The sequence below is a fragment of the Bradyrhizobium sp. AZCC 1578 genome (assembly GCF_036924675.1).
In the GTDB taxonomy this organism is placed as follows: Bacteria; Pseudomonadota; Alphaproteobacteria; order Rhizobiales; family Xanthobacteraceae; genus Bradyrhizobium.
Genome location: NZ_JAZHRZ010000001.1, coordinates 4471765 through 4498712 on the forward strand (window position 1 = coordinate 4471765; position 26948 = coordinate 4498712).

Annotated in this window: 24 protein-coding genes and 1 other RNA gene; 13 read left to right on the top strand and 12 right to left on the bottom strand. The window is 63.6% G+C overall.

The window, feature by feature from the left end; all coding sequences use genetic code 11:
- Nucleotides 1-115 precede the first annotated feature (115 nt).
- Entirely contained in the window at nucleotides 116-2644 is a 2529-nt protein-coding gene (locus V1290_RS21310; RefSeq protein ID WP_442895069.1) for a glycogen/starch/alpha-glucan phosphorylase, read from the bottom strand.
- A 242-nt stretch (nucleotides 2645-2886) separates the two neighbouring features.
- Here V1290_RS21310 and V1290_RS21315 point away from each other — a divergent pair, with 242 nt between their 5' ends.
- Together V1290_RS21315 and V1290_RS21320 are read left to right on the top strand one after the other, a co-directional pair.
- Entirely contained in the window at nucleotides 2887-3117 is a 231-nt protein-coding gene (locus tag V1290_RS21315; protein ID WP_334366228.1) for a hypothetical protein, read from the top strand.
- Nucleotides 3118-3372: 255 nt separating this feature from the next.
- Nucleotides 3373-3804, top strand: a complete 432-nt coding sequence (locus V1290_RS21320) for a hypothetical protein (RefSeq protein ID WP_334366229.1) — start codon at nucleotides 3373-3375, stop codon at nucleotides 3802-3804.
- 105 nt (nucleotides 3805-3909) lie between these two features.
- Here the strand turns inward: V1290_RS21320 and V1290_RS21325 are convergent, their stop codons facing one another.
- Nucleotides 3910-4722, bottom strand: a complete 813-nt coding sequence (locus V1290_RS21325; protein ID WP_442895004.1) for a DUF2865 domain-containing protein — start codon at nucleotides 4720-4722, stop codon at nucleotides 3910-3912.
- 109 nt (nucleotides 4723-4831) lie between these two features.
- Entirely contained in the window at nucleotides 4832-5395 is a 564-nt protein-coding gene (pyrE, locus tag V1290_RS21330; protein WP_334366230.1) for an orotate phosphoribosyltransferase, read from the bottom strand.
- A gap of 298 nt (nucleotides 5396-5693) precedes the next feature.
- Here pyrE and V1290_RS21335 point away from each other — a divergent pair, with 298 nt between their 5' ends.
- Nucleotides 5694-6320, top strand: coding sequence for a glutathione S-transferase family protein (locus V1290_RS21335; protein ID WP_065743862.1), 627 nt, complete (start codon nucleotides 5694-5696; stop codon nucleotides 6318-6320).
- Nucleotides 6321-6401: 81 nt separating this feature from the next.
- Here V1290_RS21335 and V1290_RS21340 read toward each other — a convergent pair whose 3' ends face one another.
- The 5 genes from V1290_RS21340 to V1290_RS21360 all read right to left on the bottom strand — a co-directional run bounded on the left by V1290_RS21340 (nucleotide 6402) and on the right by V1290_RS21360 (nucleotide 13110).
- A complete protein-coding gene (locus tag V1290_RS21340; protein WP_334366231.1) occupies nucleotides 6402-7037 on the bottom strand; it encodes a LysE family translocator in 636 nt (211 codons plus the stop codon).
- A gap of 262 nt (nucleotides 7038-7299) precedes the next feature.
- Entirely contained in the window at nucleotides 7300-10356 is a 3057-nt protein-coding gene (polA, locus tag V1290_RS21345; RefSeq protein WP_334366232.1) for a DNA polymerase I, read from the bottom strand.
- Nucleotides 10357-10555: 199 nt separating this feature from the next.
- Nucleotides 10556-11578, bottom strand: coding sequence for an IS4 family transposase (locus tag V1290_RS21350; protein WP_334365843.1), 1023 nt, complete (start codon nucleotides 11576-11578; stop codon nucleotides 10556-10558).
- Complete coding sequence (locus V1290_RS21355; RefSeq protein WP_334365844.1) at nucleotides 11560-11808, bottom strand: hypothetical protein; 249 nt, start codon at nucleotides 11806-11808, stop codon at nucleotides 11560-11562. The genes V1290_RS21350 and V1290_RS21355 overlap by 19 nt, the downstream gene beginning before the upstream one ends.
- A 249-nt stretch (nucleotides 11809-12057) precedes the next feature.
- Nucleotides 12058-13110: an acyltransferase family protein gene (locus tag V1290_RS21360; RefSeq protein WP_334366233.1), complete on the bottom strand. Its 1053-nt coding sequence runs from the start codon at nucleotides 13108-13110 to the stop codon at nucleotides 12058-12060.
- Between the two features lie 181 nt (nucleotides 13111-13291).
- Here V1290_RS21360 and V1290_RS21365 point away from each other — a divergent pair, with 181 nt between their 5' ends.
- From V1290_RS21365 to V1290_RS21385, 5 genes are all read left to right on the top strand, one after another.
- The gene (locus V1290_RS21365; protein WP_334366234.1) at nucleotides 13292-14608 is read left to right on the top strand and encodes a UDP-glucose dehydrogenase family protein; all 1317 of its coding nucleotides are present in this window, start codon (nucleotides 13292-13294) and stop codon (nucleotides 14606-14608) included.
- A gap of 139 nt (nucleotides 14609-14747) precedes the next feature.
- Nucleotides 14748-17360, top strand: a complete 2613-nt coding sequence (gene hrpB / locus V1290_RS21370; RefSeq protein WP_334366235.1) for an ATP-dependent helicase HrpB — start codon at nucleotides 14748-14750, stop codon at nucleotides 17358-17360.
- 172 nt (nucleotides 17361-17532) lie between these two features.
- On the top strand, nucleotides 17533-18036 hold the full coding sequence (locus V1290_RS21375) for a TIGR02281 family clan AA aspartic protease (RefSeq protein ID WP_334369118.1): 504 nt from the start codon (nucleotides 17533-17535) through the stop codon (nucleotides 18034-18036).
- Nucleotides 18037-18074: 38 nt separating this feature from the next.
- Nucleotides 18075-18371: a nucleotidyltransferase family protein gene (locus V1290_RS21380; protein ID WP_334366236.1), complete on the top strand. Its 297-nt coding sequence runs from the start codon at nucleotides 18075-18077 to the stop codon at nucleotides 18369-18371.
- Nucleotides 18372-18652: 281 nt separating this feature from the next.
- Entirely contained in the window at nucleotides 18653-20152 is a 1500-nt protein-coding gene (locus V1290_RS21385; protein WP_334366237.1) for a phosphomannomutase/phosphoglucomutase, read from the top strand.
- Between the two features lie 154 nt (nucleotides 20153-20306).
- Here V1290_RS21385 and V1290_RS21390 read toward each other — a convergent pair whose 3' ends face one another.
- The 4 genes from V1290_RS21390 to V1290_RS21405 form a co-directional block, all read right to left on the bottom strand.
- Nucleotides 20307-20807, bottom strand: a complete 501-nt coding sequence (locus tag V1290_RS21390; RefSeq protein ID WP_028351627.1) for an Lrp/AsnC family transcriptional regulator — start codon at nucleotides 20805-20807, stop codon at nucleotides 20307-20309.
- Nucleotides 20808-20873: 66 nt separating this feature from the next.
- Nucleotides 20874-21836 carry a sugar kinase gene (locus V1290_RS21395; protein WP_334366239.1) on the bottom strand — a complete coding sequence of 321 codons (963 nt, stop codon included), beginning with the start codon at nucleotides 21834-21836 and terminating at the stop codon, nucleotides 20874-20876.
- A 74-nt stretch (nucleotides 21837-21910) separates the two neighbouring features.
- Nucleotides 21911-22849 (bottom strand): NAD(+) diphosphatase, encoded by a 939-nt coding sequence (gene nudC / locus V1290_RS21400; protein ID WP_334366240.1) that lies wholly within the window; start codon nucleotides 22847-22849, stop codon nucleotides 21911-21913.
- 4 nt (nucleotides 22850-22853) lie between these two features.
- On the bottom strand, nucleotides 22854-23279 hold the full coding sequence (locus tag V1290_RS21405; protein ID WP_334366241.1) for an HIT family protein: 426 nt from the start codon (nucleotides 23277-23279) through the stop codon (nucleotides 22854-22856).
- Nucleotides 23280-23477: 198 nt separating this feature from the next.
- Between V1290_RS21405 and ffs the strand changes: the two genes are divergently transcribed.
- From ffs to V1290_RS21430, 5 genes are all read left to right on the top strand, one after another.
- Nucleotides 23478-23574: signal recognition particle sRNA small type (gene ffs / locus V1290_RS21410), an RNA gene on the top strand.
- A gap of 108 nt (nucleotides 23575-23682) precedes the next feature.
- Nucleotides 23683-25527, top strand: a complete 1845-nt coding sequence (locus V1290_RS21415) for a DNA polymerase III subunit gamma/tau (RefSeq protein WP_334366242.1) — start codon at nucleotides 23683-23685, stop codon at nucleotides 25525-25527.
- A gap of 24 nt (nucleotides 25528-25551) precedes the next feature.
- Nucleotides 25552-25872, top strand: a complete 321-nt coding sequence (locus tag V1290_RS21420; protein WP_057841937.1) for a YbaB/EbfC family nucleoid-associated protein — start codon at nucleotides 25552-25554, stop codon at nucleotides 25870-25872.
- 1 nt (nucleotide 25873) lies between these two features.
- Nucleotides 25874-26479 carry a recombination mediator RecR gene (gene recR, locus V1290_RS21425; RefSeq protein WP_028351632.1) on the top strand — a complete coding sequence of 202 codons (606 nt, stop codon included), beginning with the start codon at nucleotides 25874-25876 and terminating at the stop codon, nucleotides 26477-26479.
- 24 nt (nucleotides 26480-26503) lie between these two features.
- Nucleotides 26504-26923, top strand: coding sequence for a hypothetical protein (locus tag V1290_RS21430; protein WP_334366243.1), 420 nt, complete (start codon nucleotides 26504-26506; stop codon nucleotides 26921-26923).
- Nucleotides 26924-26948: the final 25 nt, after the last annotated feature.

Sequence of the window (26948 nt, forward strand, 5' to 3'; positions counted from 1 at the left end):
GCGGAGGAATGGATTGCTTCGTCGCTTGCGCTCCTCGCAATGACGTGGACGTAGTATCGCGACTATCCGGTCGAATTCAATGACGTCTGAGGTAATGGTTCCCGTGCCCCGGGATTTACCGCGTCGCCCCGCGCTGCGCGCTTGTTTCCGGCACGGCCGACGTCGCGCGCACCGGCACGTTCCAGATATCCTCGGCATATTCGCGGATGGTGCGGTCGGAGGAGAACCACGGCATCCGCGCCACGTTGAGGATCGAGGCGCGGGTCCAGGCCGGCACCACCTGCCAGCGCGCGTCGATGCCGCGCTGCGCCGTGTAATAGGAATCGAAATCGGCCGAGACCATGTAGTGGTCGAGATAGCGCAGCGCGTGGCTGATCGAGGCGAAACGGGCGCGATCGTCAGGCGAGAACGCGCCGCTCTCGATTGCCGTAATGGCCCGCGCCAGCCGCGGCGAGCGGCTGATCACATCGGTCGCATCCAGGCCCTGCTTGCGCCGGATCATGACGTCGCCGGCCTCCATGCCGAAGATTGCGATATTCTCCGCGCCGACATGGTCGCGGATTTCGATATTGGCGCCGTCGAGCGTGCCGATCGTCAGTGCGCCGTTCAGCGCCAGCTTCATGTTACCGGTACCGGAGGCTTCCATGCCGGCGGTCGAAATCTGTTCGGATAGATCGGCGGCCGGAATGATCACTTCGGCGAGGCTGACATTGTAGTCGGCCAGAAAGACGACCTTCAGCCTTCCTGCGACGTCAGGGTCGTTGTTGACGACTTCGGCGACATCGTTGATCAGCTTGATGATCAGCTTGGCGTAGCGATAGCTCGCCGCCGCCTTGCCGGCGAAGATTTTTACGCGCGGCACCCAGTCGCGCTGCGGCTCGTCCTTGATCGCCTGGTACAGCGCAATGGTCTCGACGACATTGAGCAATTGCCGCTTGTATTCGTGGATGCGCTTGATCTGGATGTCGAACAATGCCGACGGATCGATCTTGACGCCAAGGCGCTCGTTGATGAGCCGCGCCAGCGCCACCTTGTTGTGATGCTTGACCTCGCGAAAGCGCTGCTGGAACGCGTTGTCGCTGGCGTGGGCCTCGAGGCGCTCGAACAGCGAGAAGTCGTCGAGCACGGCCTCGCCGCAGACCTCGCGCATAAGCCCGGTGAGCTTCGGATTGGCCAGCATCAGCCAGCGGCGGAAGGTGATGCCGTTGGTCTTGTTGGTGATGCGGCCGGGATAGAGATGATTGAGATCGTGGAACACGGTCTCCTTCATCAGGTCGGAGTGCATCGCTGACACGCCATTGATGCGGTGCGAGCCGACGAAGGCGAGCTGCCCCATCCGCACCCGGCGGCCGGACTTCTCGTCGATCAGCGACACCGACGCGCGATATTCGATGTCGCCGGGGCAGCGCTGATCGGCCAGCGCCAGATGCGCAGCGTTGATGCGGTAGATAATTTCGAGATGCCGCGGCAGCAGCCGCTCGAATAGTTCGACCGGCCAGGTCTCCAGCGCTTCCGGCAGCAGGGTGTGATTGGTGTAGGACAGCGTCGCCACCGTGATCTTCCACGCCTCGTCCCAGCGGAAATTGTGCAGATCGACCAGGATGCGCATCAGCTCGGTGACGGCAAGGCTCGGATGGGTGTCGTTGAGCTGCACCGCGACCTTCATTGCCAAGTTGCGCAACTGCCCGTCCGAGGCGAGGTGCCGCTTGACCAGGTCCTGCAGCGAGGCCGAGACGAAGAAATATTCCTGCCGTAGCCGCAGTTCGCGCCCCGCGGGGCTCTCGTCGTTCGGGTAGAGGAATTTGCAGATCGATTCCGCGCGCGCTTCCTCGGCGACGGCGCCGAGGTAGTCGCCGGTGTTGAAGACGTCGAGCCGCAAGGGATCGGGCGAGCGCGCCGACCATAGCCGCAGCGCGTTGACGTGCTGGCCGCGCCAGCCCACGATCGGCGTGTCATAGGCGACGGCCTGCACGGTTTCCGCCGGCCGCCACGTCGCGCGGTCGCGCCCGTGGTCGTCGACGTGTTCGACAAAGCCGCCGAAATGAACGTGATAGACCACCTCCGCCCGCAGGAATTCCCAGGGGTTGCCGAAGCTCAGCCATTCGTCCGGATATTCCTGCTGCCAGCCCTGCGAAATGATCTGGCGGAACAGGCCGAAATCGTAGCGGATGCCGTAGCCGATAGCGGGAACGGCCAGCGTCGCCATGCTTTCCATGAAGCATGCCGCCAGCCGTCCGAGACCGCCATTGCCGAGCGCGGCATCCGGCTCGCATTTGCGCAAATCATCCAGGCCGACGCCGAGATCGCCGAGCGCCGCCTCGAACACCGGCAAGAGGCCCATATTGTTCAGCGCGTCGGTGAACAGCCGGCCGATCAGGAATTCGAGCGAGAGGTAGTAGACCCGTTTGCTGCCCGCATCGTAGCTCTCCTTTTCGGCCGTCAGCCAGCGGTGCACGATGCGGTCGCGCAGCGCCAGCGCCGCGGCCTTGTACCAGTCGCGACGCGTCGCCATGCCGGCGTCCTTGCCGATCGCAAGGCGCAGCTTGGCGAGGATGGCGCCCTTGATCTCGGCGAGCGCGAGCTCGTCGACCGGCTGGCCAAGTGCCGGATAGTTCCCTGCGATTTGTTCCTGCAACACGTCGATCCCTGCATTGAGACTCACAACATAGGCGTCTTGTCCGATAATCGAAACGCCGGAGAACGCCGGAGTATGTTGTGCACTGCGCTGGTATGAATTTATGCAAGGACCGGGCCGATTTCGCGGCACCGGCGGCCGGCTTTTGGTGTTATAATTCCATACCAAAGTACAGGGATCGCTGGGCTTGGTGGGTAGATGCCGATTGGGGTTCAAGGAATCGCGTGCCAGCAGAACGGGGAGGGCCTGTCATGAGATTGACGATCGAGATCGCTGCCGCCGCGTTGTTGATGGTCTGCATCAGCGCCACCAGCGCCGCCTTTGCCGCGGGCAAGACCGGCAGAAGTGCGGACGGCGTAAGCTGCTCGTTCAGCGTCGCAAAGGGCGCTTCACCAGAAGCGCGTTGTGCCGCGATCAAGCGGCAGTGCGGCGGAAAATTCTACGCCAATTATTGCGGCGACAAGCTGTTGTCGGCGATGTGAAGGATTGAGTTGCGGATGGTTCATACCATCGCGCGATCCCAAGGTTCTCGCGTCGGCCACTTCCAGCAACAGCGTCCGGATCTGGCTGGCTCGCGCCCCGTCCATGATTCTCGATTCCGCGGCAACCGGATAGGCGAAATTTCGGCACGAAGCTGGAACAAATTAAGAACACTTTAGCAAGTCTTTGATATATCATTGTGATTCGGCGCGATGCCGACACAACATCTATGGTCTATCAGTCTCTGCGAGGACTACATGTCCACCATCGCTTTCGATCAGTTCGCTCTCACCCGCATCGCCGATTTCGCGCGCTCATTGTCGCGCCTGCATCAGGCCTCGCGCCGCCAGCTCGTCGACGACGACGCGATCGACCGCGAATTCAACGCGGTCTGCATGTCGGTGTGGGGCTACACCACGGACGATTTCAGCGACGAACTGTTTTCGATCGAGGATCACGCCTTTCTCGATTCGCTGGATGAGGCGCAGGCGCGGATTTTTGCAGCCCAAGCAGGCTACGATCTCGTCGACGACCAGGGCATGCTGACGGACTGGTGGGGCTATTGCTGGATGATTCTCGCCGAGAAGCGCGGCCTGCTGACGCCGGAAAACCGCGCTGCGGCGCGTGCGGCGATCGAAGAAAAATATCTGTCGGCGCCGAACGTGATCGGCGTCATCGTCGGGCGGTAGTGCTGGCGTCAGCTACGTGAATGCTGCGAGGCCGGGCCCACGCTACTTTGCATGGGGTTGTTTTCGCAATTTTGAGTTTGGGCCCTGCGGTGTACTGCGGGTGCCCTATCGCGCTTCCGCCCGCTTCGCCGCTTTCGGCGCGGCCGTCTTCGGGATCGAGGCGGTCGGCAGTTCGTCGTCGCGCCGTGCTTCGGGCAGCGGCGCGGTGCCGGCGACCATCTCGGCGCTGACTGGCGCGACCTTCATTTCGCCGAGCCGGGCGCGGACATCCGCCGTGAGGCCGGGATAGGAGGCGACTGGCGTGAACTCCGCCGTGTGGTCGGCGCCCAGGCGCACGCCGGTATAGGCCACCAGGCCGTCGGTGGTGGCGACGACATCGCCGGAGCGCAGCGAGGTATCGAGCGTGAGATCGACCGGCGCAAGCCCGGACGGGCTTCGGCCGTTGCAGGTGCAGTCGGCGCTCAGCGCCTTGCGATAGGCGTAGGCGTTCTCGCTGTCGGCATAGCGCTCGCCGTTACTGGCGGTCGCATGATCGATGTTGCTGCCGTAAAACACCTTGGTGACGCTGGCCGGGCAGAACGCCTGGCAGGTCTGCACCGGCGAGGCGGTGCCGCGCATGGTCAGCGGAAAATATTTGCCGTCGCAGCTTCGGACGCAAAACGCTGGCCCGGAGCCGGCTACCCGCGGGGCCGGGGCGGGCGCTGATGGCTGCTGATTGAGGCCGAACGGATCGGCGAAGAAATTGGCTTGCGGTGACGCTTGCCGCGTCTGCTGCTTCTGCGCGCCGCCGAACAGGAAATCGAACAGGCCTTCGGCGGAAACGCTGCGGGGCGCGAGCAGGAGAGCGCCCGAAAGGATCGCTGCGGCAACAAACCTCGCGCGGCGCCGCATGCGCGAAAAAGCCAACTCTGTACGCAACGCCAACTCCACCCAACGCAACAAACGCGCTGAAGCGCGACGGCTTCAGTTCGGGTAACCTTAACGGTGGATGGTAAATGAGTGATGAGCGGGGACGGGGAAGACCTATTCACCCCTTCAAAAATTCACCCGCCTTGTACAGCGAACGAAACTCAAGCCCTGCCTCGGCAAAGGCTTCGGTCGCGCCTTCCTCGCGGTCTACCATCGTAAGCACGAGCACGACCTCGCCGCCGGCTTCGCGCACGGCCTCGACCGCCTTCAACGCCGAGCCGCCTGTGGTGGTGACGTCCTCCACGATCACGATGCGCTTGCCCTGCAGGGTCTCGCCCTTGGCCAGCCCCTCGACCGCGAGGCGGGCGCCATGTTCCTTCGGCTTCTTGCGCACGAAGAAGGCGGCGATCGGGTGGCCCTTGATCCAGGAGAGCTGCGCGATCGCGCCCGCCAGTGGGACCGCGCCCATCTCCAGCCCGCCGACGAAATCGAGATTGTCGTCCTTCAGCGCCTCATAGGTCAGTTCCGCCAACAGCGCCGCACCTTCGGGGTCGAGCATGGTCGGCTTGAGGTTGAAGTAGAAGTCGCTCTTGCGGCCCGAGGCCAACGTGATCTCGCCGCGGCCGAACGAGCGCTTGCGGATGATCTCGGCGAGGCGGGCGCGGGAGGCTGATTTGGACAAGGCGGTTTCCCCGAAGGTTTCAGGCGGGGCGCAATCTATCGGTGCTGCAGGGCAGATTCTAGCGCCGATCCGACGCCGTCAACAGGGCACAATGTCGTCTTGGCCATCGGGTCGGCGCACCGCGCAGCCCGATGACAGGCTCCAGCGGATGACCCCGTATTCCGCAGCAGCGGTTGTAACGCCCCAAAGTTCCGGGGTACTGGATACCCCGCTTGTCGCCTTCGCTAAAGCTCCGGCGGACCCATTATCGCAAACCCCGGCGGAGCCTTGGCGGAGACGGGTCGCGGGGATCACAAAAATGACGATCGAACTGCACACCTGGAACACGCCGAACGGCCGCAAGATCTCGGTTGCGCTGGAGGAAATGGGGCTGCCCTACAAGGTGATCCCGGTGAACATCACCAAGGGCGAGCAGATGGCGCCCGCCTTTCTCAAGCTCAGCCCGAACAACAAGATCCCGGCGATCGTCGATCCCGACGGTCCCGGCGGTAAGCCGGTCGGCATCTTCGAGTCCGGTGCGATCCTGCTTTATCTCGGCGAGAAGACCGGCAAGTTCCTGCCCAAGCCGCTGGCCGAGCGTATCCCGGTCTATGAGTGGCTGATGTGGCAGATGGGCGGCTTTGGTCCGATGCCCGGGCAGGTGCATCATTTCATCGCGCTGGAGAACGAAACCGACCGCGCCTACGGCCTCAAACGCTTCATGGCCGAAACCCGCCGGCTCTACGGCGTCCTCGACCGCAGGCTGGAGGGCCGGGAGTTCGTCGCCGATGCCTTGTCGGTCGCCGACTTCGCCATCCTCGGCTGGGCCTGGCGCCATCCGCGCCACAAGGTGGAGCTGAAGGATTTTCCGAACGTCGAGCGCTGGTACAACGCGATGATGGCCCGCCCGGCGACCAAGCGCGGCATGGAAGCCAAGCTGGATTGATACGCGCTGTCCCGACCCACCATTGTCGCCGCCCGGCCTTGTGCGCAATTGCGTACAAGGCCGGGCGATGACGGCCGGAGCTCACGCCCTTTTCGCCTCGAACGCCATCTTCACCGCAAGCCCGGCCAGCACCGTTCCCATCAGCCAGCGCTGCAGCAACAGCCACGTCGGCCGCGAGCCGAGAAACATTGCGATCGATCCGGCGGCGAGCGCGATCACCGCATTGACGGAGACGCTGATCACGATCTGGATCGCGCCGAGCGCCAGCGACTGCGTCAGCACGCTTCCCACCGTAGGGTCGATGAACTGCGGCAGCAGCGCCAGGTACAGCATCGCGATCTTCGGATTGAGCAGATTGGTGACGAAGCCCATCGCAAACAATTTGCGCGGGCCGTCGACTTGCAGCTTCTTCACCTGAAACGGCGAACGCCCGTTCGGCTTCAGCGCCTGCCACGCCAGCCACAGCAAATAGGCCGCGCCGGCAAACCGCAACGCGTCGTAAGCATAGGGCACTGCGAACAACAGCGCGGTGATGCCGAACGCCGCGCACAGCATGTAGAACACAAAGCCGAGCGCGACGCCGCCCAGCGACACGATGCCGGCCGCCGGTCCTTGCGTGATCGAGCGCGAGATCAGGTAGATCATGTTCGGCCCCGGCGTCAGCACCATGCCGAGCGAGACCAGGGCGAAACCGAGCAGGGTAGGGAGATGAGGCATGGGGGACCCGCGGCGAGGAATGCGCACGTTTCTAACGTGCGAGCCGCGGCGATGTCATTTCGTATATTGCTCCGAGGACATTTCTATGGAGCTGCATCGGCGGTGCGCTCCCTCTCCCGCGTGCGGGGAGGGCTGGGGTGGGGGTGTCGCCGCATAAGAGATGTCAGAGTTCGCGGAGAGAAACCCCACCCGCCGCGCTTACGCGCATCGACCTAAGAGCGAGCTTCGCTCGTCTCGACCCCGCAAGCGGGAGAGGTAAGAATCAATGCGCCTCATCCCAGTTATTCGCCGCCCGAGCATCCACCTGCAGCGGCACAGACAGCGCCACCGCCGGGAACGGCGCGTCCTGCATGACGTGCTGCACCACCGGAAGCGTCGCCGCCACTTCGTCGTCCGGCACCTCGAAGATCAGCTCGTCATGCACCTGCAACAGCATCTGCGCCGACAGCTTCTTCTCCGCCAGCGCGTCCTCCATGCGGATCATGGCGCGGCGGATGATGTCAGCGGCGGTGCCTTGCAGGCGCGCGTTGATTGCGGCGCGCTCGTTGAAGGAGCGGATCGAGGCGTTGGAGGCCTTGATGTCGGGGTAGTGCATCTTCCGGCCAAATAGCGTCGTGACGTAGCCGTTAGTGCGGCAGAAATCCCGCGTCTCGTCCATGTAAGCGCGGATGCCCGGGAAGCGCTCGAAGTACTTCTTGATGTAGGCAGAGGCTTCCTCGCGGGCGATGCCGAGCTGGTTGGCAAGGCCGAATGCCGAGATGCCATAGATGATGCCGAAATTGATCGCCTTCGCGCGCCGCCGCACTTCGCCCGGCATGTCCTTGATCGGCACGCCGAACATTTCGGACGCCGTCATGGCGTGAATGTCGAGCCCGTCGCGGAACGCCTGCTTCAAAACGGGGATGTCCGCAATTTCGGCCAACAGCCGCAATTCGATCTGCGAGTAGTCCGCCGACACCAGCTTGTGCCCGGGCGTCGCGATGAAGGCGCGGCGGATCTTGCGGCCGTCCTCGGTGCGAACTGGAATGTTCTGCAGGTTTGGTTCGTTGGATGACAGCCGCCCCGTGGTGGTCGCGGCCAGCGCGTAGGTCGTGTGCACGCGGTGGGTCTGCGGGTGCACGTAATTCGGCAGCGCGTCGGTATAGGTCGATTTCAGTTTCGAGACCTGCCGCCACTCCAGAATTTTCTTCGGGAATTCATGACCCTGCTCGGCGAGTTCGTCGAGAATCTGCGCCGAGGTCGACCACGCCCCGGTCTTGGTCTTGGTGCCGCCGGGGATGCCCATCTTGCCGAAGATGATGTCGCCGATCTGTTTGGGGCTGCCGACATTGATCGGCTCGCCGGCGATCTCCTGCAACTCGGCCTCGACGCGCGCCGCGGTCTGGGCGAAATCGCCCGACAGCCGCGACAGCACCTGGCGGTCAATCGAAATGCCGCGCCGCTCCATCCGCGCCAGCACGGTGACCAGCGGCCGCTCCAGGGTCTCGTAGACCGTCATCATGTGCTCCGCAGCGAGCCGCGGTTTGAGCACGCGATGCAGCCGCAGGATCACGTCGGCGCTCTCGGCCGAATAGACGGCCGCCTTGTCGATCGCGACCTGGTCGAAGGTCAGCTTGTTCTTGCCGTTGCCGATTAGCTCGCTTTCGCTCGTGACGGCATGGCCAAACCAACGTTCGGCGAGCGACCCCAGCGCATGTGAATTGCGTCCGGCGTCGAGCGCGTACGACATCAATTGCGCGTCGTCGACGTTGCCCAGGGTGACGCCGTGCTGCGCCAGCATCACGGCGCTGAACTTGATGTCGAAGCCGATCTTGAGAATGCCCGGCGATTCCAACAGCGGCTGCAGCGCCGCCAGCGCCTCGGCGGCCGTGATCTGGTCCGGCGCGAGGCCGGCGTCAAACAAGCCTGCGCCGCCGCCGGATTGCTTGTGCGTGAGTGGAATATAGCAGGCGTCGTTTGGCGCCAGCGCCAGCGCGATGCCGCAGATGTCGGCCTGCATTGGATCGTCCGAGCTCGCCTTGGCGACGATCGCAAACGTGCCGGCGTCATAGGCCCGCGCAACCCAGGCATTTAGCTCATCGAACGTGCGGATGGTCTGGTACTTGGTCCGATCGACCGGCAGTTTTCGCGCGGCCTCCGCGCGGACCGCGGCCAGCGATATCGGCGTACCCTTGTGGCTCGCCGCCTTGTCCTGCTTGTCGCCGCCGGTCTTGCCCGGTGCGGTGCCGGCTTTGCCGGCGGGCAGACTGTCGAACAGCGTGGCGCCTTCGACATAGCCCTCCGGCTTCTTGCCCGATGGCGGCACCGCGAACACACTGGCGCCGCTCTTGTTGCCTGCATCCGGCTCGATATCGGCGGGATCGATCTGCGAATATTCGGCGACACGGCGGGTAAGGGTGGAGAATTCCATCGCCTTGAGGAAGGCGATCAGCTTGCGCGCATCCGGCTCGTGCACGGCAAGGTCATCGAGCGGCACTTCGAGATCGACCTTGTCGTCGAGCAGCACCAATTGCCGCGAGATCCGCGCCTTCTCGGCGTTCTCGAGCAGTGCCTCGCGCCGTTTCGGCTGTTTGATCTCGCCGGCTCGGAACAGCAATTGTTCGAGGTCGCCATATTCGATGATCAGTTGCGCGGCGGTCTTGACGCCAATGCCGGGCACGCCGGGAACGTTGTCGGTGGAATCGCCGGCCAGCGCTTGCACCTCGACGACTTTCTCAGGCGGTACGCCGAATTTCTCGATCACCTCAGGGATGCCGATGCGGCGGTCCTTCATGGTGTCGTACATGGTGACGCAATCGGTCACGAGCTGCATCAGGTCCTTGTCCGAGGACACGATGGTGGCGGTGGCGCCGCGCTCGCAGGCGATGCGGACATAGGTCGCGATCAGATCATCGGCCTCGAAGCCGACCTGTTCCAGGCACGGCAGATCGAACGCCCGCACCGCCTCGCGGATCAGCGCGAATTGCGGGATCAGATCGTCCGGCGCCGCTGTCCGGTGCGCCTTGTAATCGGGATAGAGCTTGTTGCGGAACGTGATTTCCGACTTGTCGAACACGACGGCCAGATGCGTCGGCCGGTTATCCTCGGGCATCTCGCGCAACAGCTTCCACAGCATGTTGCAGAAGCCGAGCACTGCATTGACCTGCAGCCCGTCGGATTTGCGGTTCAGCGGCGGCAGCGCGTGATAGGCGCGGAAAATGTAGCCGGAACCGTCGACCAGGAAGACATGGTCGCCCTTGGTAGGGGCTTTGGCGGGCGCCTTGGCAGGCGCTTTGGCGGGAGCGGGTTTCGCGGCGGCTTTGGGGGCTGATTTCGGCATGGCCGAAATTTAGGGATTTTTGCGCGGATTGACAGCCTTGAGGGGCGGTAATTTGGGATTGCCGCACAGCCAATTTTCGTCGTCCCTGCGCACGCAGGGACCCATAATCCCGGAGAGTAGTTTCGTACTGGGCCGGGGCGATAGCCGATGTAACCACGGGGAGCGGTGGTTATGGGTCCCTGCGTGCGCACTAGGGCATCTACACGCTTGCCGGGCCATATACGAGGAGTTGGAAGCGAGCCATTCCCATGTGGAAGGTGATTGGTCCAGGTGGGCGATGAGAGGCGTAACCGGTCCATCCGCCGAGCTTTGCGATGATCCATGCCGCCCAGGCGACAGTGTTGGGGCGATGGTGGTTCTTCTGGAGCTCGGTGCGGCCTTTCAGGGTTTTGTTGATGGCCTTGAGCGCTTCGATCTCGTCCGGCGTGAACACAAATTCGACCTGCAATTGTTCGCCGCCATTGCGGGCTTGAACGAGCTGGATGACGATACATGCTACTCTGGTGGCGATCGCCACGAGTTTGATCAGGCCTTCAGCGCTGTCGAGCTGACTATCCTCGATGCGCAGACCCTGGCTCTTCAGCGAGCGAAAGAGCTGTTCGATGATCCAGCGCTGCTTGTACCAGGAGACGATCCGCCAGGCATCGGCGGCGGTGACGACCGGATGAGTGGTCAGGAGCAACCAATGAATGGGCTTGGCGCTCTTCGGGGGGTGCAACTCGACGACCTCCACGAAGCTGACTTTGACGCCCTGTGGCAGGTCTTTCACGCCGGGGCGCTGCGGTCGTTTGAGCACAACGGTTCCCAGGCGCATGGAGAGGTGGGCCTGGCGACCGTGGCGATCCATTCGCTTTGGTAGATCGATCACCGCCTTGTCGCAGAAGCGGGCCCGCGCGACCGCCTGATAAAGCGTGCCGCCATCGACCAGCGCATGGTCGTGCATGGCGCGCGACAGGAGGTGGACATTGTCAGCGGGTGTCAGCGACCAGTGAGCAAAGAAATCCCCCTCGCGGTCGTTGACGACGGTGATCATACGAGCAGCGACCAGAACCTCGCAGCCTTGCTTAGCCGTCGTCACCCAGCGCGCCGATTCCTTGTCGGCCAAGGCGCGCTTCTCGTGAGCGATCCTGGCCTTGCGCTTGCGCGTCCACACCTCACCGCCGGTGAGCCCGAGACAGACCCCGCTATCGGCATCGACCGCCATCATGGCATGCAGCAGCACGCCGCAGCATTGCCTTTGCCGACCTTGCCCAAGTCGCGCCGATGTCCCGGACGAGTGTGGAAGTTGATCTCGCTGGTGTCCTGGATCGACAGCACATGACGCCCGCTGACCGCCATCGACGTCTGCAGGCTCCAGCCTTCAATCAGCTTGTCGATCGTGACTTGCGGATTGTTCACAAACCGCCAGAACGCCATGTTCGCGGCCCAGTTGCCCTGCGCCATCTGGCGCAAACAGACACTGCGCGTGCAAAGCATAGCCCGGAGAAGCGCCGCCCCCTTTTATCGAGGCGAACGTCTCCAAACTTACCCAGGGACAAATCCGGTTCCTGCTGCATCTCTGGCGCTCCTTCGAATCAAAGCGCCAGAGAGAGAATCATACAAAACGCTGCGGCGAACGCACATCATGCCGCCCCGAGTCAATCTGTCGCGTCCCCAAGACGTGTAGATGCCCTAGTGCGTTCGCAGGGACGACGATAGAGATTACGCCGCCAGCTGCAGCGCCGGCGCGGCCTTTTTCGGCACGATCCAGAACGCGGCCGGGCGCTCGAACAGGAAGTTCGCCCGCAGCGCCAGTGCCAGGCGCCAGATCACCACCGCTCCGGCGACGCCTGCGACCGTCACGATCAGCGAGACCATCCCGATATCAGCGATCAGGCCGGTCTTCAAAAGCAGCGTTCGGGTCACCGCCATCGGTAGGAAGAAGGCGAGATAGATGACGATGGAATGCTCGCCGCAATAGCGCAGGAAATTCAGCCACTGCATGCGCGCCAGCAGCGTGCCCATGACGATGATGGCGCCGGCGCCCGCAAAGCCGAGCGCCAGTGAAACGAGCGGCCATTCGTCAAAGCCGGATACGACCAGCGCGCCGTTGACGAGCGTCCACAACGCGACGCCCACGAGTGCGAGGGCCGGGCGCGCCCGCGCGCGGTCCGACAACGCGAACACGTAGTTGGCGAACAGGTAGCCGGAATAGAAATAGACGAAACGCCCGCAGAATTCGTCGATCACGGTCCAGCCGGTCGTGATATGCGCCATCTCGAGCGCCGCGGCCGCGAGCCAGATCGCGAGCGGCGGGACGCCACGCAACAATTTTGTGACAACGAAGAATACCGGCAACAAATAAATGAACCACAGCGTGCCGAACGGCTCGATGAAGGATTCCAGATACATGAATCCGACATGCCGCCAACCCGATTCAGCGGCGAAGCCAGGAGCCTTGAAGCCGAACTGGATCGTCACCCACAGCACATAGAAATAAGCGAAGTGCAGGACCTTGCGGTCGAGATAGGTGCGCCAGTCACGGTCGATGACAACGGCAAGAAACAGGCCCGAAATCAGGAAGAAATCCGGCATCCGGAACGGTTTTGCGAACATCACGAACGCGTGCATGAAGCCGCTCTGGCCGGCCGCCGCTTCGACCCCCAGCACCGAATGCATCATCACCACCATGATGATGCAGATGCCCTTGGCGTAGTCCACCCAGTCGATGCGGGTGGAGCGTTCCGTGACGGCGGATGTACCGTTTGAAGTCATCGGTGTCCCTTTTCGGCGCGAGGCGGCCGCATCTTCGGCCCGATCCGTTGCTTTCTTCTTTATCCATACAAATCACATGCCGGGATCGGGCACTTTTTCCGGTTTCCCCCTTTGGTGAAAAATGCTCTAAGACGCCCGCAAAATCGGGATTGGCGTTAACCATCAAATACGGATTGTTTTCATGCGAATCGCCATGATTGGCACGGGCTATGTGGGGCTGGTATCCGGCGCCTGCTTTGCCGATTTCGGCCACCAGGTCACCTGCGTGGACAAGGACGCCGGCAAGATCGAAGCCCTGCGCCGAGGTGAGATCCCGATTTTCGAGCCCGGGCTCGACGCGCTGGTGGCCTCCAACGTCAGGGCCAAGCGGCTGGATTTCACCACCGACCTGAGCGCGCCGGTGGCGGAAGCCGACGCCGTGTTCATCGCCGTCGGAACGCCCTCGCGGCGTGGCGACGGCCATGCCGACCTCACCTACGTCTACAGCGCTGCGCGCGAGATCGCAGCCGCGCTGTCCGGCTTCACCGTGGTGGTCACCAAATCGACCGTGCCGGTCGGCACAGGCGATGAGGTCGAACGATTGATCCGCGAGGCCAATCCGTCGGCCGACGTCGTGGTCGCCTCCAATCCGGAATTTTTGCGCGAGGGCGCCGCGATCCGCGACTTCAAATTCCCCGACCGAATCGTGGTCGGGACCGACGACGAACGCGGGCGCAAGGTGCTGGGCGACGTCTACCGGCCGCTGTCGCTCAACCAGGCGCCGTTGATGTTCACGGCGCGGCGCACCGCCGAACTGATCAAATACGCGGCCAACGCGTTCCTCGCCACCAAGATCACCTTCATCAACGAGATTGCCGATCTCTCGGAAAAAGTCGGCGCCGACGTGCAGCAAGTCGCGCGCGGCATCGGGCTCGACAACCGCATTGGCTCAAAATTCCTGCATGCCGGTCCGGGCTTCGGCGGCTCCTGCTTTCCGAAGGATACCCGCGCGCTGGTCAAGATCGCCCAGGACCATGACGTGCAGCTCCGCATCGTCGAGGCCGTGCTCGGCGTCAACGACATCAGAAAGCGGGCGATGGCGCGCAAGGTTTCCAACGCAACCGGCGGCCTGCGCGGCAAGACGGTGGCGGTGCTCGGCCTCACCTTCAAACCCGATACCGACGACATGCGCGAGGCGCCGTCGATCCCGCTGGTGACAGGTCTCCTCGACATGGGCGCCAAGGTGCGCGCACACGATCCGGTTGGCATGGAGCAGGCGAAGAAGGAATTGCCCGAGATCGAATATTGCACCGACCCCTACGAATGCGCGCGCGGCGCCGATGCGCTGGTGATCGTCACCGAGTGGGTCCAGTTCCGTGCGCTTGATCTGGAGCGCCTGAAGAATGAAATGGCGCAGCCCGTGGTGGTCGACCTGCGCAACATCTATCGCCCCGAGGACATGGCCGCGCAGGGCTTCACGTATGAGAGTGTCGGACGGGCGCCTGAGCCGAAGGTGTAGCCGCAACCACAGTTGTCATACCCTGCGCAGGCGGGGTACCCAGTACGCACGATCTTCGTAATCAGTAGCGTCTGCGTTTATGGATCACCCGCCCCAGTGCGCAATCGCGCACAAGGCGGGTGATGACGGATGAGAGATATTGCCTCTTACCTTCGACACGCCCCTGCCGATCGACGCGGTGCTCGACGAACTCGGGCGTACGCTCGCGGCCAACAACGCGGCGGTGCTGGTGGCGCCTCCGGGGGCCGGCAAAACCACGCGGGTGCCGCTGGCGCTGCTCGATGCGCCCTGGCTGAAGGACAAGAAGGTCATCATGCTGGAGCCGCGGCGGATCGCGGCGCGGGCCAGCGCCGAACGAATGGCGCGGACGCTCGGCGAGCGGGCAGGAGAGACCGTCGGCTATCGCGTCCGCTTCGGCTCCAAGATCTCGCGCGCGACCCGGATCGAGGTGGTCACCGAGGGAATCTTTTCACGCCAGATTCTCGATGATCCCGAGTTGAACGGCGTTGCTGCCGTGCTGTTCGATGAATTTCACGAGCGTTCGCTCGACGCCGATCTGGGGCTCGCGCTCGCCCGCGATGCGCAGACCGGCCTGCGCGAGGACCTGCGCATCCTCGTGATGTCGGCGACACTCGACGGCGCAAGGGTCGGCAAGTTGCTCGGCGACGCGCCTGTCGTTGCCAGCGAAGGTCGCGCTTTTCCGGTGGAGACGCGCTATCTCGGCCGCAAGGCCGATGCGCCGATCGAGCGGCAGATGGCGGATGCGATCGCGACCGCGCTGCGTGCCGATCCCGGCTCGGTGCTGGCGTTTCTGCCGGGCGCTGCCGAAATCCGCCGGACGCAGAATTTTCTCGCCGAGCGGGTTCATGACGCGAGCGTCGAGATCGTGCCGCTGTTCGGCGCGCTGGAGGCCGCCGTGCAGGACCGCGCCATCGCGCCGGCACCGAAGGGGCAACGCAAAGTCGTGCTGGCGACTTCGATCGCCGAGACCTCGCTCACCATCGAGGGCGTCCGCATCGTCGTCGATTCCGGCCTGGCGCGGGTGCCGCGTTACGAGCCCGATATAGGCCTGACGCGGCTGGAGACCGTGCGCGCCTCGCGCGCCGCGGTCGACCAGCGCCGCGGCCGCGCTGGCCGCACCGAGCCCGGCGTGTGCTACCGGCTGTGGGACGAGCCGCAGACGGCGTCGCTTGCCGCCTACACCCAGCCCGAAATTCTTTCGGCCGATCTATCCTCGCTGGTGCTCGATCTCGCGCAATGGGGCGTCCGCGATCCGGCGACGCTGGCGTTTCTCGATCTCCCGCCGGCGCCGGCGTTGAAGGAAGCGGGCAGCCTGCTTCTCGAACTCGGCGCTCTCGATGGCGACGGCCGCATCACCGCAGAGGGCAAGAGCCTGCGTGCGCTGGCGCTGCCGCCGCGGCTGGCGCGCATGATCGTGGATTCGCACCGGCTAGGCGCGGGCGAAGAGGCCGCCGAAATCGCCGCTGTTCTCACCGAGCGCGGCCTCGGCGGCGACAGCGTCGATCTCGATGTCAGGCTCGATCAGTTCCGCCGCGACCGCTCGCCGCGTGCTTCCAGCGCGCGTAGCCTCGCACAGCGCTGGGCCCAGCAGGTGGCGGCGACGGAGCGCGCCAACGAGTCGGCTCTCTCTTCTCCCTCCCCCCTTTCGGGGGAGGGCCGGGGAGAGGGGGCCACACGGGCAGTCTTTCCTGCGGCCACCCCCTTCCCCCGCCCCTCCCCGCAAGGGGGAGGGGAGCCCGGGCAGTCTCGCGTCCCTAACGCCGAACTTTCAACAGGCGTCATGCTCGCACTCGCCTTTCCCGATCGGGTCGCCCGCAACCGCGGCAACGGCAGTTTCGTGCTCGCCAACGGCCGTGGCGCCGCCGTCGAGCAAACCTCGTCGCTGGCGCGCGCGCCCTATATCGCGGTCGCCGAACTGACCGGCACCGCAGCCCAGGGACGCATTCTGCTGGCAGCACCGATCGCCCAAGGAGACATTGAATCGCATTTCGCCGATCAGATCGAAAGCACCGAAGAGATTTCGTTCGATCGCGGCGCGATGGCGCTGCGTGCGCGCCGCAAGCGGACGCTGCACGCAATCACGCTGTCGGAAGCGCCGATGGCGCTGTCGCCGTCGGCAGAGACCGCACGCATCTTCGCTGCGGGCTTGGTCGCCGCCGGACTCGATAAGCTGCCGTGGTCGAAATCCCTGAAGCAATGGCGCGACCGCGTGATGTTCCTGCGCAAGGCGGAAGGTGAGAGCTGGCCCGATCTGTCGGATGCTGCGCTGGCAGCCGAAGCCGAAAACTGGCTGGTGCCCGCGCTCTACGACAAGACCTCGCTGAAGGATTTTTTCCCCGGCGATCTCTCAGATGCGCTGATGACGCTGTTGCCATGGGAATTGCGCGCGCGGCTGGAGCGCGAGGCGCCGACGCATTTCGAGGCTCCGACCGGCACCATGCTCGCGATCGACTACGAGGCCGAGCAGGGCCCGACCATCGCTGTGCGCCTGCAGGAACTGTTCGGGCTCAACACCCATCCTTCGATCGCCAAAGGCAAGGTGCCGCTGGTGCTCGAATTGCTGTCCCCGGCGCAACGCCCGGTGCAGGTGACGCGCGACCTTCCAGGCTTCTGGCGCGGCAGCTATGCCGCGGTGCGTTCCGACCTCCGCGGCCGCTATCCCCGCCACCCCTGGCCGGAAGACCCGGCCACCGCGCTGCCGACCCGCCGGGTCAAGCCGCGCGGGACGTGAGGGGACCGATACGCGCGGGTCAAGCCCGCGCATGACGATTTCGGCCCATTAACACTTCGCTCATCCTTTTCGTCAAAATGGCAGGCCCAGTCATCGCCGTTAGTCGCGGTTTCGCGGCTGGCGTGGTGATATCGGCGGTCTGGCAGTCGAGTGTGGCGTGATGCGTAACCTGATGATCCTTGCCGCCGTCCTGGTCGGCCTCGGCACCTACATGGCGCAGATGGCAAATAAGATGTCGCCGGCCTCGGCCTCCGCCAGCACGTCGCCTCAAAAAGCTCCCGTGCAAACGGTCGCGCAAGCCTCCAGCCGCAGCCTCGACATTCCCCGCGATGCGCGCGGCCATTTCCAGGCTGACGGCCGCATCGACGGGCAGCGCATCAACTTCATGGTCGACACCGGCGCCTCGCTGGTGGCGCTGAACGAAAAGTCGGCGGCGCGGTTTGGCCTGCGTCCCTCGCGCAGCGACTACAACGCGACCGTCACCACGGCCAACGGCACCATCAAGGCCGCGCGTACGCGGCTTGCGATGATCGAACTCGGCGGCCTCGTGGTGCGCGACGTCGACGCCGTGGTGCTGCCTGACGAGGCGTTGTCCGAGAACCTGCTCGGCCTGTCGTTCCTGTCGAAGCTGAAGCGCTTCGAATACGCCAACGGCAAGATGGTGCTGGAACAGTAGAGCTTTCCGCCCGGCCTGGCGGCATCTATATTTTTCAGATGAACAGTTCCGAAGCCTTGGAGACCCTGCGACGCTCCGAACACGCCCTGCGCGGGCGGGGTGTGAAGCATGCTGCCTTGTTCGGGTCTGTGGCACGCGGCGAAAATCGTCCTGACAGCGATATCGATATCATGATCGAATTCGATCCGGAGGCTCGTGTTACGGTCTTCGACTACGTGGATATCAAGGAATACATCGCGCAGCTTTTTGATCGGCCCGTGGACGTTGTGAACCGCGAAGGGCTCAAGCCTTATGTCCGCCCGGCGGCAATGGCCGACGCGATCTATGCCTTCTGATCCTACGAACCGCGCGCTCCGCGATATCCTCCATCACATCGATTTGGCGAAGAAAATGGCAGACGCCGGAAACGTCTATCGTCACGACTACGAGGACGTTGCTGCCCAATTTGTCATCGAAGCAGAGATTCGGAGATCGGGCGCCTAAGTCCGGTGGCGCCGTTTGCCGCAACTGCCAAATTCGCCGCAATTAGCCGCCACAAGGCGCCGGTCCCGCCTATCGCCGGGCCGGCGTATTCGCTATGGCTGCGGTTCCCTCGCTTTCATGACAAGGCTATCCCATGTTCCCGAAGCCCAAATCCGTGCTGGTTCCGAATACCTATGACTTCGAATCCGGGCCGATGGTGAAGGCGACTGGTTTCCGCGAATACGACGCGCGCTGGCTGTTCGAGAAGGAAATCAATTTGATGGGTGTTCAGGCGCTGGGCATGGGGCTCGGTACGCTGATTGCGGAACTCGGCGTGAAACAGGAAATCGTCACCGGCCACGATTTCCGTGGCTATTCTGCTTCGATCAAATACGCGTTGATTTCCGGCCTGATGGCCGCGGGCTGCAAGGTGCACGACATCGGGCTCGCGGTGACGCCGATGGCCTATTTCGCGCAGTTCGATCTCGACGTGCCCTGCGTCGCCATGGTCACCGCCTCGCACAACGACAATGGCTGGACCGGCGTCAAGATGGGCGCCAACCGCCCGCTCACCTTCGGCCCCGACGAGATGACGCGGCTGAAGGAGATTGTGCTCAACGCCGATTTCTCGAACAGGGTCGGCGGCTCCTATCAATTCCACGAGAATTTTCCGGCGCGCTATATCGCCGATCTCACCAAGCGTCCGAAGCTGAAGCGCAAGCTGAAGGTTGTTGCCGCCTGCGGCAACGGCACTGCGGGCGCGTTCGCGCCGCAGGTTTTGGAGGCGATCGGCTGTGAAGTAATTCCGCTCGACACCGAGCTCGACCACACGTTTCCGAAATACAATCCGAATCCGGAAGACATGGAGATGCTGCACGCGATCCGCGACGCCGTGCTCAAGCACAAGGCCGATGTGGGCCTGGGCTTCGACGGCGACGGCGACCGCTGCGGTGTCGTCGACAACACCGGAGAGGAAATCTTCGCCGACAAGGTCGGCGTGATGCTGGCGCGCGACATGTCGGCTATCCACAAGGAAGCGCAGTTCGTGGTCGACGTGAAATCGACGGGATTGTTCGTCACGGATCCGGTGCTGCAAAAGCAGGGCGCAAAAACGGCCTACTGGAAGACCGGCCATTCCTACATGAAACGCCGCACCAACGAGATGGGCGCGCTGGCGGGATTCGAGAAATCTGGCCACTTCTTCTTCAACAAGCCGTTCGGCCGCGGCTATGACGACGGCCTGGTCTCGGCAGTTGCGATCTGCGAGATGCTCGATCGCGCACCTGACAAGTCGATGGCAGACCTGAAGAACGCGCTGCCGAAAACCTGGTCGTCGCCGACGATGTCGCCGCATTGCGCAGACGAAGTGAAATACCGCGTCGCCGACGCCGTGGTGAAGCACTTCGAAACGCTGCAGAAGAAGGGCGACAAGGTCGCCGGCCAGAAGATCCGCGATCTCGTCACCGTCAACGGCGTGCGCGTTACCGTGGAAGATGGAAGCTGGGGCCTGGTGCGGGCCTCATCGAACAAGCCGGAACTGGTGGTCGTGGTCGAGAGCCCGGTGAGTGAGGCGCGCATGCGCGACATGTTCGAAGCGATGGATTCCGTGCTGCGCACGCATCCGGAAGTGGGGAAGTATAATCAGAAGATTTGAGAGGGGCGCATTGCTGCCCCACTCTCGATCGTCGTCCCCCGCGAAGGCGAAGGCGGGGGACCCAGTACGCCGCGGCTTCTCGATCGAAAATGGGCGTCTCTGGAATACTGGGCGGTCAAGCCGGGCGATGACAGCTTCGCGAATGGCGATAACTCTACGCCGCCGGCACTGGCAGTGCGGTCACCGACTTGATCTTCTCCATCGCAAACCGCGAGGTGACGTTCTTCAGCGGCACTGCGCTGATCAGCTTTTTGTAGAACACGTCATAGCTCGCCATATCGGCGACCACGACGCGCAGCATGTAATCGACGTCGCCGGCCATCCGGTAGAATTCCATCACCTCGGGCATGGCGCTGACGGCGTCGGCGAACTTTCGCAGCCAGGCCTCGGAATGGTCGGCGCTCTCGACTGAGACGAACACGGAAATGCCGAGCCCGATCTTGTTCTGGTCGACCAGCGCCACCCGGCGCAGGATCACGCCATCGGCCTCCAGCCGCTGGATCCGCTTCCAGCACGGCGTCGACGACAGCCCGACCCGGTCCCCAATCTCGGCAACCGATAGCGAGGCGTCCTCCTGCAGCACGGTCAGGATCTTGCGGTCGATGGCATCCAGCCGGCGGCTGGCTTCAGGGAGCTGAACGGCTAGGTCAGTCATGAGAAGAATGTTCCATATGAAAGGTCTGATCCTCTCATATATAGAAAATTCTTCTATAGCAAGCCGCTAGTGGCCGGCCGAGGTCTGGCCCGCAACATGGCCGTGGGTCAAAAACTCTTCAACTTCAGCACGTTGAGGGGCTGCGAAAGCTCCCCCGAAGCGGGTGCATTTCAACGCCGCCGCGGCGGAGGCAAATCGAAGCGCCTGCCGCAATTCCTGCTTCTCGGTAATCGCGAGCGCAAACGCGCCGTGGAACACGTCGCCGGCGCCCAGGGTGTCTACCGTATGCACCGGGAAAGCCGGGGTTTCCTGGATACCGCCGTTCTCGTCGAGCCAGATCGTGCCCCTCGGGCCTCGGGTTCCCGCCAGAAACGAGGGGGTCAGTTTTGCAATCTTCTTCAGCGCCTGGGCATCGTCGCTAACATCTGCGGTCTCCTGCAGCGGCTCGCTCGAGAACACCAGATGCGTCGAGGCGTTCAACAGTCCCTCGCGCATCGACATCGCGCGATCGACGTCGACAATGACGGGAATGCCGCGCCGGACCGCCTCGGCGCAGAGTTCGGTGCAGAATTCCGCGCAGCGGCTCTCGGTGAGAATGGCGGCGCAATCGTCCAGCAGCGTGTCGAAGTCGGGCAACTTCACATGCCACAGGTTCGGATCGCGGAAGGTCACGATGGTGCGCTCGCCGGAAGGATCGATCATCACCGCCGAGATCGGCGTCACCAGCCCCGGCATGTGGATGAGATGTTTTGTCTCGATGCCCTCATGCGCCATCTGCTCGAAGATGAAGCGGCTCGATGTTTCCTTGGCATCGCCCATCGGCCCGCAAATCGAGGCGCGGCCACCGAGCCGAACGATGCCGATCGCGCCATTGAGCGCGTTGCCGCCGCAGATTTCGTCGAATGCGGTGGCGTTCTCCTTGGAACCGCGCCCGGGAACACCCGGCGTATGAAAAGTGAGGTCACGCACCGGCATGCCGATGCAGAGGACACGCGGAGGTATTTTCGGCGCCTTGTCCTGAAAGTTCATGCGTGAGTCCGTCATGTCCGTTCAAAGTCCCGAGTTAATCGAGCAAGCAGGCGCCGGTTCCGTGCTACGCGCAGTTATCCCCGCGGATGCAACCATTGGCCGATCAAATGATGCGCGATCGCGAAGGGGTGCGCGGCAAACAGGCCGTCGGGGTGTTGGCGCTTGTGCATGAGAGCGACTTCGGCGCGATCGAACCAGCGCGCGTCCTCGAGCTCTGCGCGGTCCACTACGATCTGCTCGTTGAGCGCGCGCGCGGAACATCCGATCATCAGCGATGACGGATAGGGCCACGGCTGCGTCATGTAGTAGCTCACGTCGGTGCAACGAATGCCGGATTCCTCGAAAATTTCCCGGCAGACCGCGTCCTCGATCGTTTCGGCCGCTTCGACGAAGCCGGCGAGGCACGACCACATTCCAGGCATGAACTGCTTCTGGCGGCCGAGCAGGCATCGATCACCGTGCGTAACCAGCATGATCACGACCGGATCGGTGCGCGGAAAGTGCTCTGCCTTGCAGCTCGGGCACTCGCGCTTCCAGCCGCCTTCCTTCATCGCGGTGCGGGTGCCGCAATTGGCGCAATAGCCGTGGCGCTGATGCCAGGTCACCATCGATTTGGCCATGGCGATCGCGGAGAGTTGTTCTGGCGGCACGGTGCCCTGCATGGCCATGCCGCGCAGCTCGGTCACGGCGACGTCGTCGCGCGTCATCAGCTTTTCCACGGCGGCCGCCGAAATGCCCATGCCGAACACCGGCGCGCCGTTGCGCAGGCCCAGAAAGATGGTGCCGGGATTGGCGCCGAGCTTCACGGCTTCTTCGACGCCGAGCAGCACGCGCGGCCCATCCGCCTCCTGCTTCACCAGGAGCGAGTCGCGGTAGATCACATAGGCGCTGGCGTTGCGCTGGTTCTCCAGCGCGAACAATTTTTCGTCATTGGTGCGCAGATGCGCGGCGCGATCGAGAATATGGGTAACGAAAGCGGGCTTCCCCAGCGGATATTTGTCGAATGCGGACATCTATTCAACCCAACCAGATCTTGCGGCGAAGCGCGTTGATGAAATTCTGGACTTCCTCGGCGTCGTGCGCGAGCGGCGGCATCACGCCCCAGACCGGGCGCGGCCAGGCCGCATCGCTGGTGCGCCGCGCGATGACATGGACATGCAACTGCGGCACCAGATTGCCGAGCGCCGCAACATTGAGCTTGTCGCATTTGGTGATTTCTTTGAGCGCCCGCGAAACCCGGGAGATTTCGGTCATCAACTGCGCCTGCTCGACGTCGTCGAGGTCGATGATTTCCACCGCACCTGCCCGGCGCGGCACCAGGAGCAGCCACGGGTAATGCGCGTCCTTGATCACCAGCACCTTGCACAGCGGCAGGTCGCCGATGTCGATGGTGTCCTTTTTGAGCTGAGAATGCAGCGACCAGGTGGAAGCGTCAGGGGGCATCAAGAGTTCCCATGCCCGATCCATGCCGGGCCGATAAAGTGCCTTCTGTGGGCACTCCTGGTTTCATACCAAGGTGTCATCATCCGCGAAAGCGGTTGACTTGTCCGCCGTAGCCTCAACGAGCGAAGGCGGATCTACGGAGTATTACAGGGAAAGCCCCGCTTGCTTTCCGGTCCTTTTGGCCCCAAATAGGGACCGGGAGATTGGCGGTGGACGAGCCACTCGCCAACCGGGTCAGGTCCGGAAGGAAGCAGCCCTAACGAGGTCCGGATCGGGTCGCTCGTCAGTCTCCTACCTGTTTTTCGAGCGAATCGCGCATGAACGCGGCCAGTCAGCGCCCTGCGCTCGATTCCGTTCCTATCCGCAAGCCGGCCCCGAGAGACAATCAATTGCGGATCGACCGATGAGTGATGCTGGCGCTCCCCCCGACAAGTCAGATGGCGCCGGCCAGAGCGGTTTCGAGCTCGGCGGCCAGGGCGAGACGGCCAAGCCCTACCGGGTGCTGGCACGCAAATACCGTCCGTCCAGTTTTGACGATCTGATCGGCCAGGAAGCGATGGTCCGCACCGTTTCGAACGCGTTCGAAACGGGGCGAATTCCGCAGGCCTGGATCCTGACCGGCGTCCGCGGCGTCGGCAAAACCACCACGGCGCGGATTCTAGCCCGCGCGCTCAACTACGAGAAGCCGGATGGTTCGGTGAAGGGGCCGACCATCCACATGCCGGATCTCGGCGTGCACTGCCAGGCGATCATGGAAAGCCGGCACATGGACGTCCTCGAAATGGATGCCGCGTCCCATACCGGCGTTGACGACGTCCGCCAGATCAACGACAGCGTGCGCTACGCGCCGGCCAGTGCCCGCTACAAGGTCTACATCATCGACGAAGTCCACATGCTGTCGACGGCGGCCTTCAACGCCTTCCTGAAGACGCTGGAAGAGCCGCCGGAGCATGCCAAATTCGTCTTCGCCACTACCGAGATCCGTAAAGTCCCGGTCACCGTGCTGTCGCGCTGCCAGCGTTTTGACCTGCGCCGGGTCGAGGCCGACGTGCTGATGGGGCATCTCTCCAACATCGCGAAAAAGGAAGGTGTCGAGGTCGAGCCCGAGGCACTCGGCATCATCGCACGCGCCGCCGAAGGCTCGGTGCGCGATTCGCTGTCGCTGTTCGATCAGGCAATTGCGCATGCGGCGGGGCTTGTCCGTGCCGACGCGGTACGGCAGATGCTGGGGCTTGCCGACCGGACCCGGGTGATCGACCTGTTCGAGCATCTGGCGCGCGGCGATATCGCCAGCGCCTTTGGCGAATTCCGTTCGCAATATGACGTCGGCGCCGATCCGGTCGTGGTGCTGTCCGACCTCGCGGAATTCGTCAATTTCGTCACCCGCGTGAAGATCGTCCCCGCCACCGCCGACAACATCGCGTTCGGCGAGACCGAGCGCGTCCGCGCCCGTGAATTTGCCGCAAAGCTGTCGATGCGGGTGCTATCGCGGATGTGGCAGATGCTGCTCAAGGGCATCACGGAGGTGCAGACCGCGACCCGGCCGGCGGCCGCCGCCGAAATGGTGCTGGTGCGCATCGCCTATGTCGCCGACTTGCCGACACCGGATGAGGCGATCCGGATGCTCGACCAAAACGGCGGTGGCGCGCAGATCGCGTCAGGCAGCGCGGCGCCGTCACGGGCTGCGCCCACCGCACCGGTATCTTCAATGTCTGCCGCATCGCCGATGCGGACGCCTGCCTCGCCCCGCTCCGGCGCGGAAGCGTCCGCGCGCCCACAAATGGCGGCGCCGTCGGCACAAACGGACTCCGCGCCGGTTCTGCGGATCACCACTTTCCCGCAGCTTGTCGCACTCGCCGGCGAAAAGCGCGATCTCCTGACCAAGGCGGCGCTGGAAGCCGATATGCGCCTCGTCCGCTTCGAGGACGGCCGGCTTGAGGTGGCGCTGGAGCGGAATGCGGCGCGGGGGCTGGTCAACGACCTCTCCCGCAAGCTGGAACTGTGGACCGGGCGGCGCTGGACCGTGATCGTCTCCAACGAGGCCGGCCAGCCGACATTGCGCTCGCAGAACGAGCAAGCGAGAAACGAGCACGCCCGCGCAGCCGAGGCCGATCCGCGTGTGCAGGAGGTGCTGGCGCGGTTTCCCGGCACTAAGGTCGTCGAGGTGCGAAGGCTTGCCGCCGAGCCGCCGGAATCCGATATTATCACTGACGACTTGAACGAGACTTCCGACGGCGACGACGACTGATCGGACTCTCGAGAGGACGGATGAATGGCTGATTTTCTCGGCATGATGAAGCAGGCGGCGGAGCTGCAATCCAAGATGCAGGCGATGCAGGAAGAGCTCGGCAATCTCGAGGTCGAGGGCATTTCCGGCGGCGGGCTGGTTGCCGTTCGCATGACTGCGAAGATGGAAGTGAAGGGCGTGAAGATCGATCCGTCGCTGATGAAGGCCGAGGAGCGCGAAGTGCTCGAGGATCTGCTGGTCACCGCGCAGAACGACGCGCGGCGCAAGGCGGAAACCGCGGCGATGGAAAAGATGCAGGCGCTGACCGGCGGGCTCGGCCTGCCGCCTGGACTTGGTCTCACCTGAAATGGCCGCAAGCGTTGCCGGCCCTGAAATCGAACGCCTGATCCAGCTCCTGGCGCGCCTGCCGGGGCTCGGGCCGCGCTCGGCGCGGCGCGCGGCGCTGCACCTGATCAAGAAGCGCGAGGCGCTGATGACGCCCTTGGCTGGCGCGCTGCAGGTGGCCATCGACAGGATTCAGGTCTGCAAGACCTGCGGCAATATCGATACGCAAAATCCCTGCACGGTATGCACTGACCCGAGGCGCGATCCCTCGACCATCGTCGTGGTCGCCGACGTCGCCGACCTCTGGGCGTTGGAGCGGGCGAACGCGACCAACGGCCGCTACCACGTGCTCGGCGCCACATTGTCGCCACTCGACGGCATCGGTCCGCAGGACCTGACCATCGACGCGCTGGTGGCCCGCGCACACGAGTCGCAAGTCAGCGAAATCGTGCTCGCGCTGAACGCCACGGTCGACGGCCAGACCACCGCCCATTACATCACCGATCTCCTGCAGGACGCCAACGTCAAGATCACCCGGCTTGCCCATGGCGTGCCGGTCGGCGGCGAGCTTGATTATCTCGACGAAGGTACGCTATCGGCTGCCATGCGGCAGCGCACGCTGTTCTAACCATCACCAACGGAACTGATCGACATGACGAAACCTCGATTCGGCAAACGCTATTGTTTTGCGGTCATCATGGCGGCGACTTTGATCGCGCCTTCCGCATGGGCGCAGCAGGTCGAGCCCGCACCGAAGCCCGGCAAGCCGATCAAGGCCGGCGACGTGCTGTCCGGCGAACTCAACGCCATGAAGGGCGGCAAGAAGCGCGCCGCGACCTACCAGATCACCAGCGAGCCGCGCCGGCTGCCGCCGCCGAACGGGCTCTGCAATCTCGAAACCGGGCCCGAGACGTTCCAGCTCGTCACCAGCAGCGACGCCCAGGCCGCGCAACTGAAGAATTTCATCGGCAAGGAAATTTCCGTGAAGGTCGACGAAGTCGCCTGCGCGCAGGACGCCGGGCAGATCAGCGAAGCCGTGATCACCAAGTGGAGCGTGGTGACCAAGCATTAGATCGACGCGTCTTGCATCTATCTTC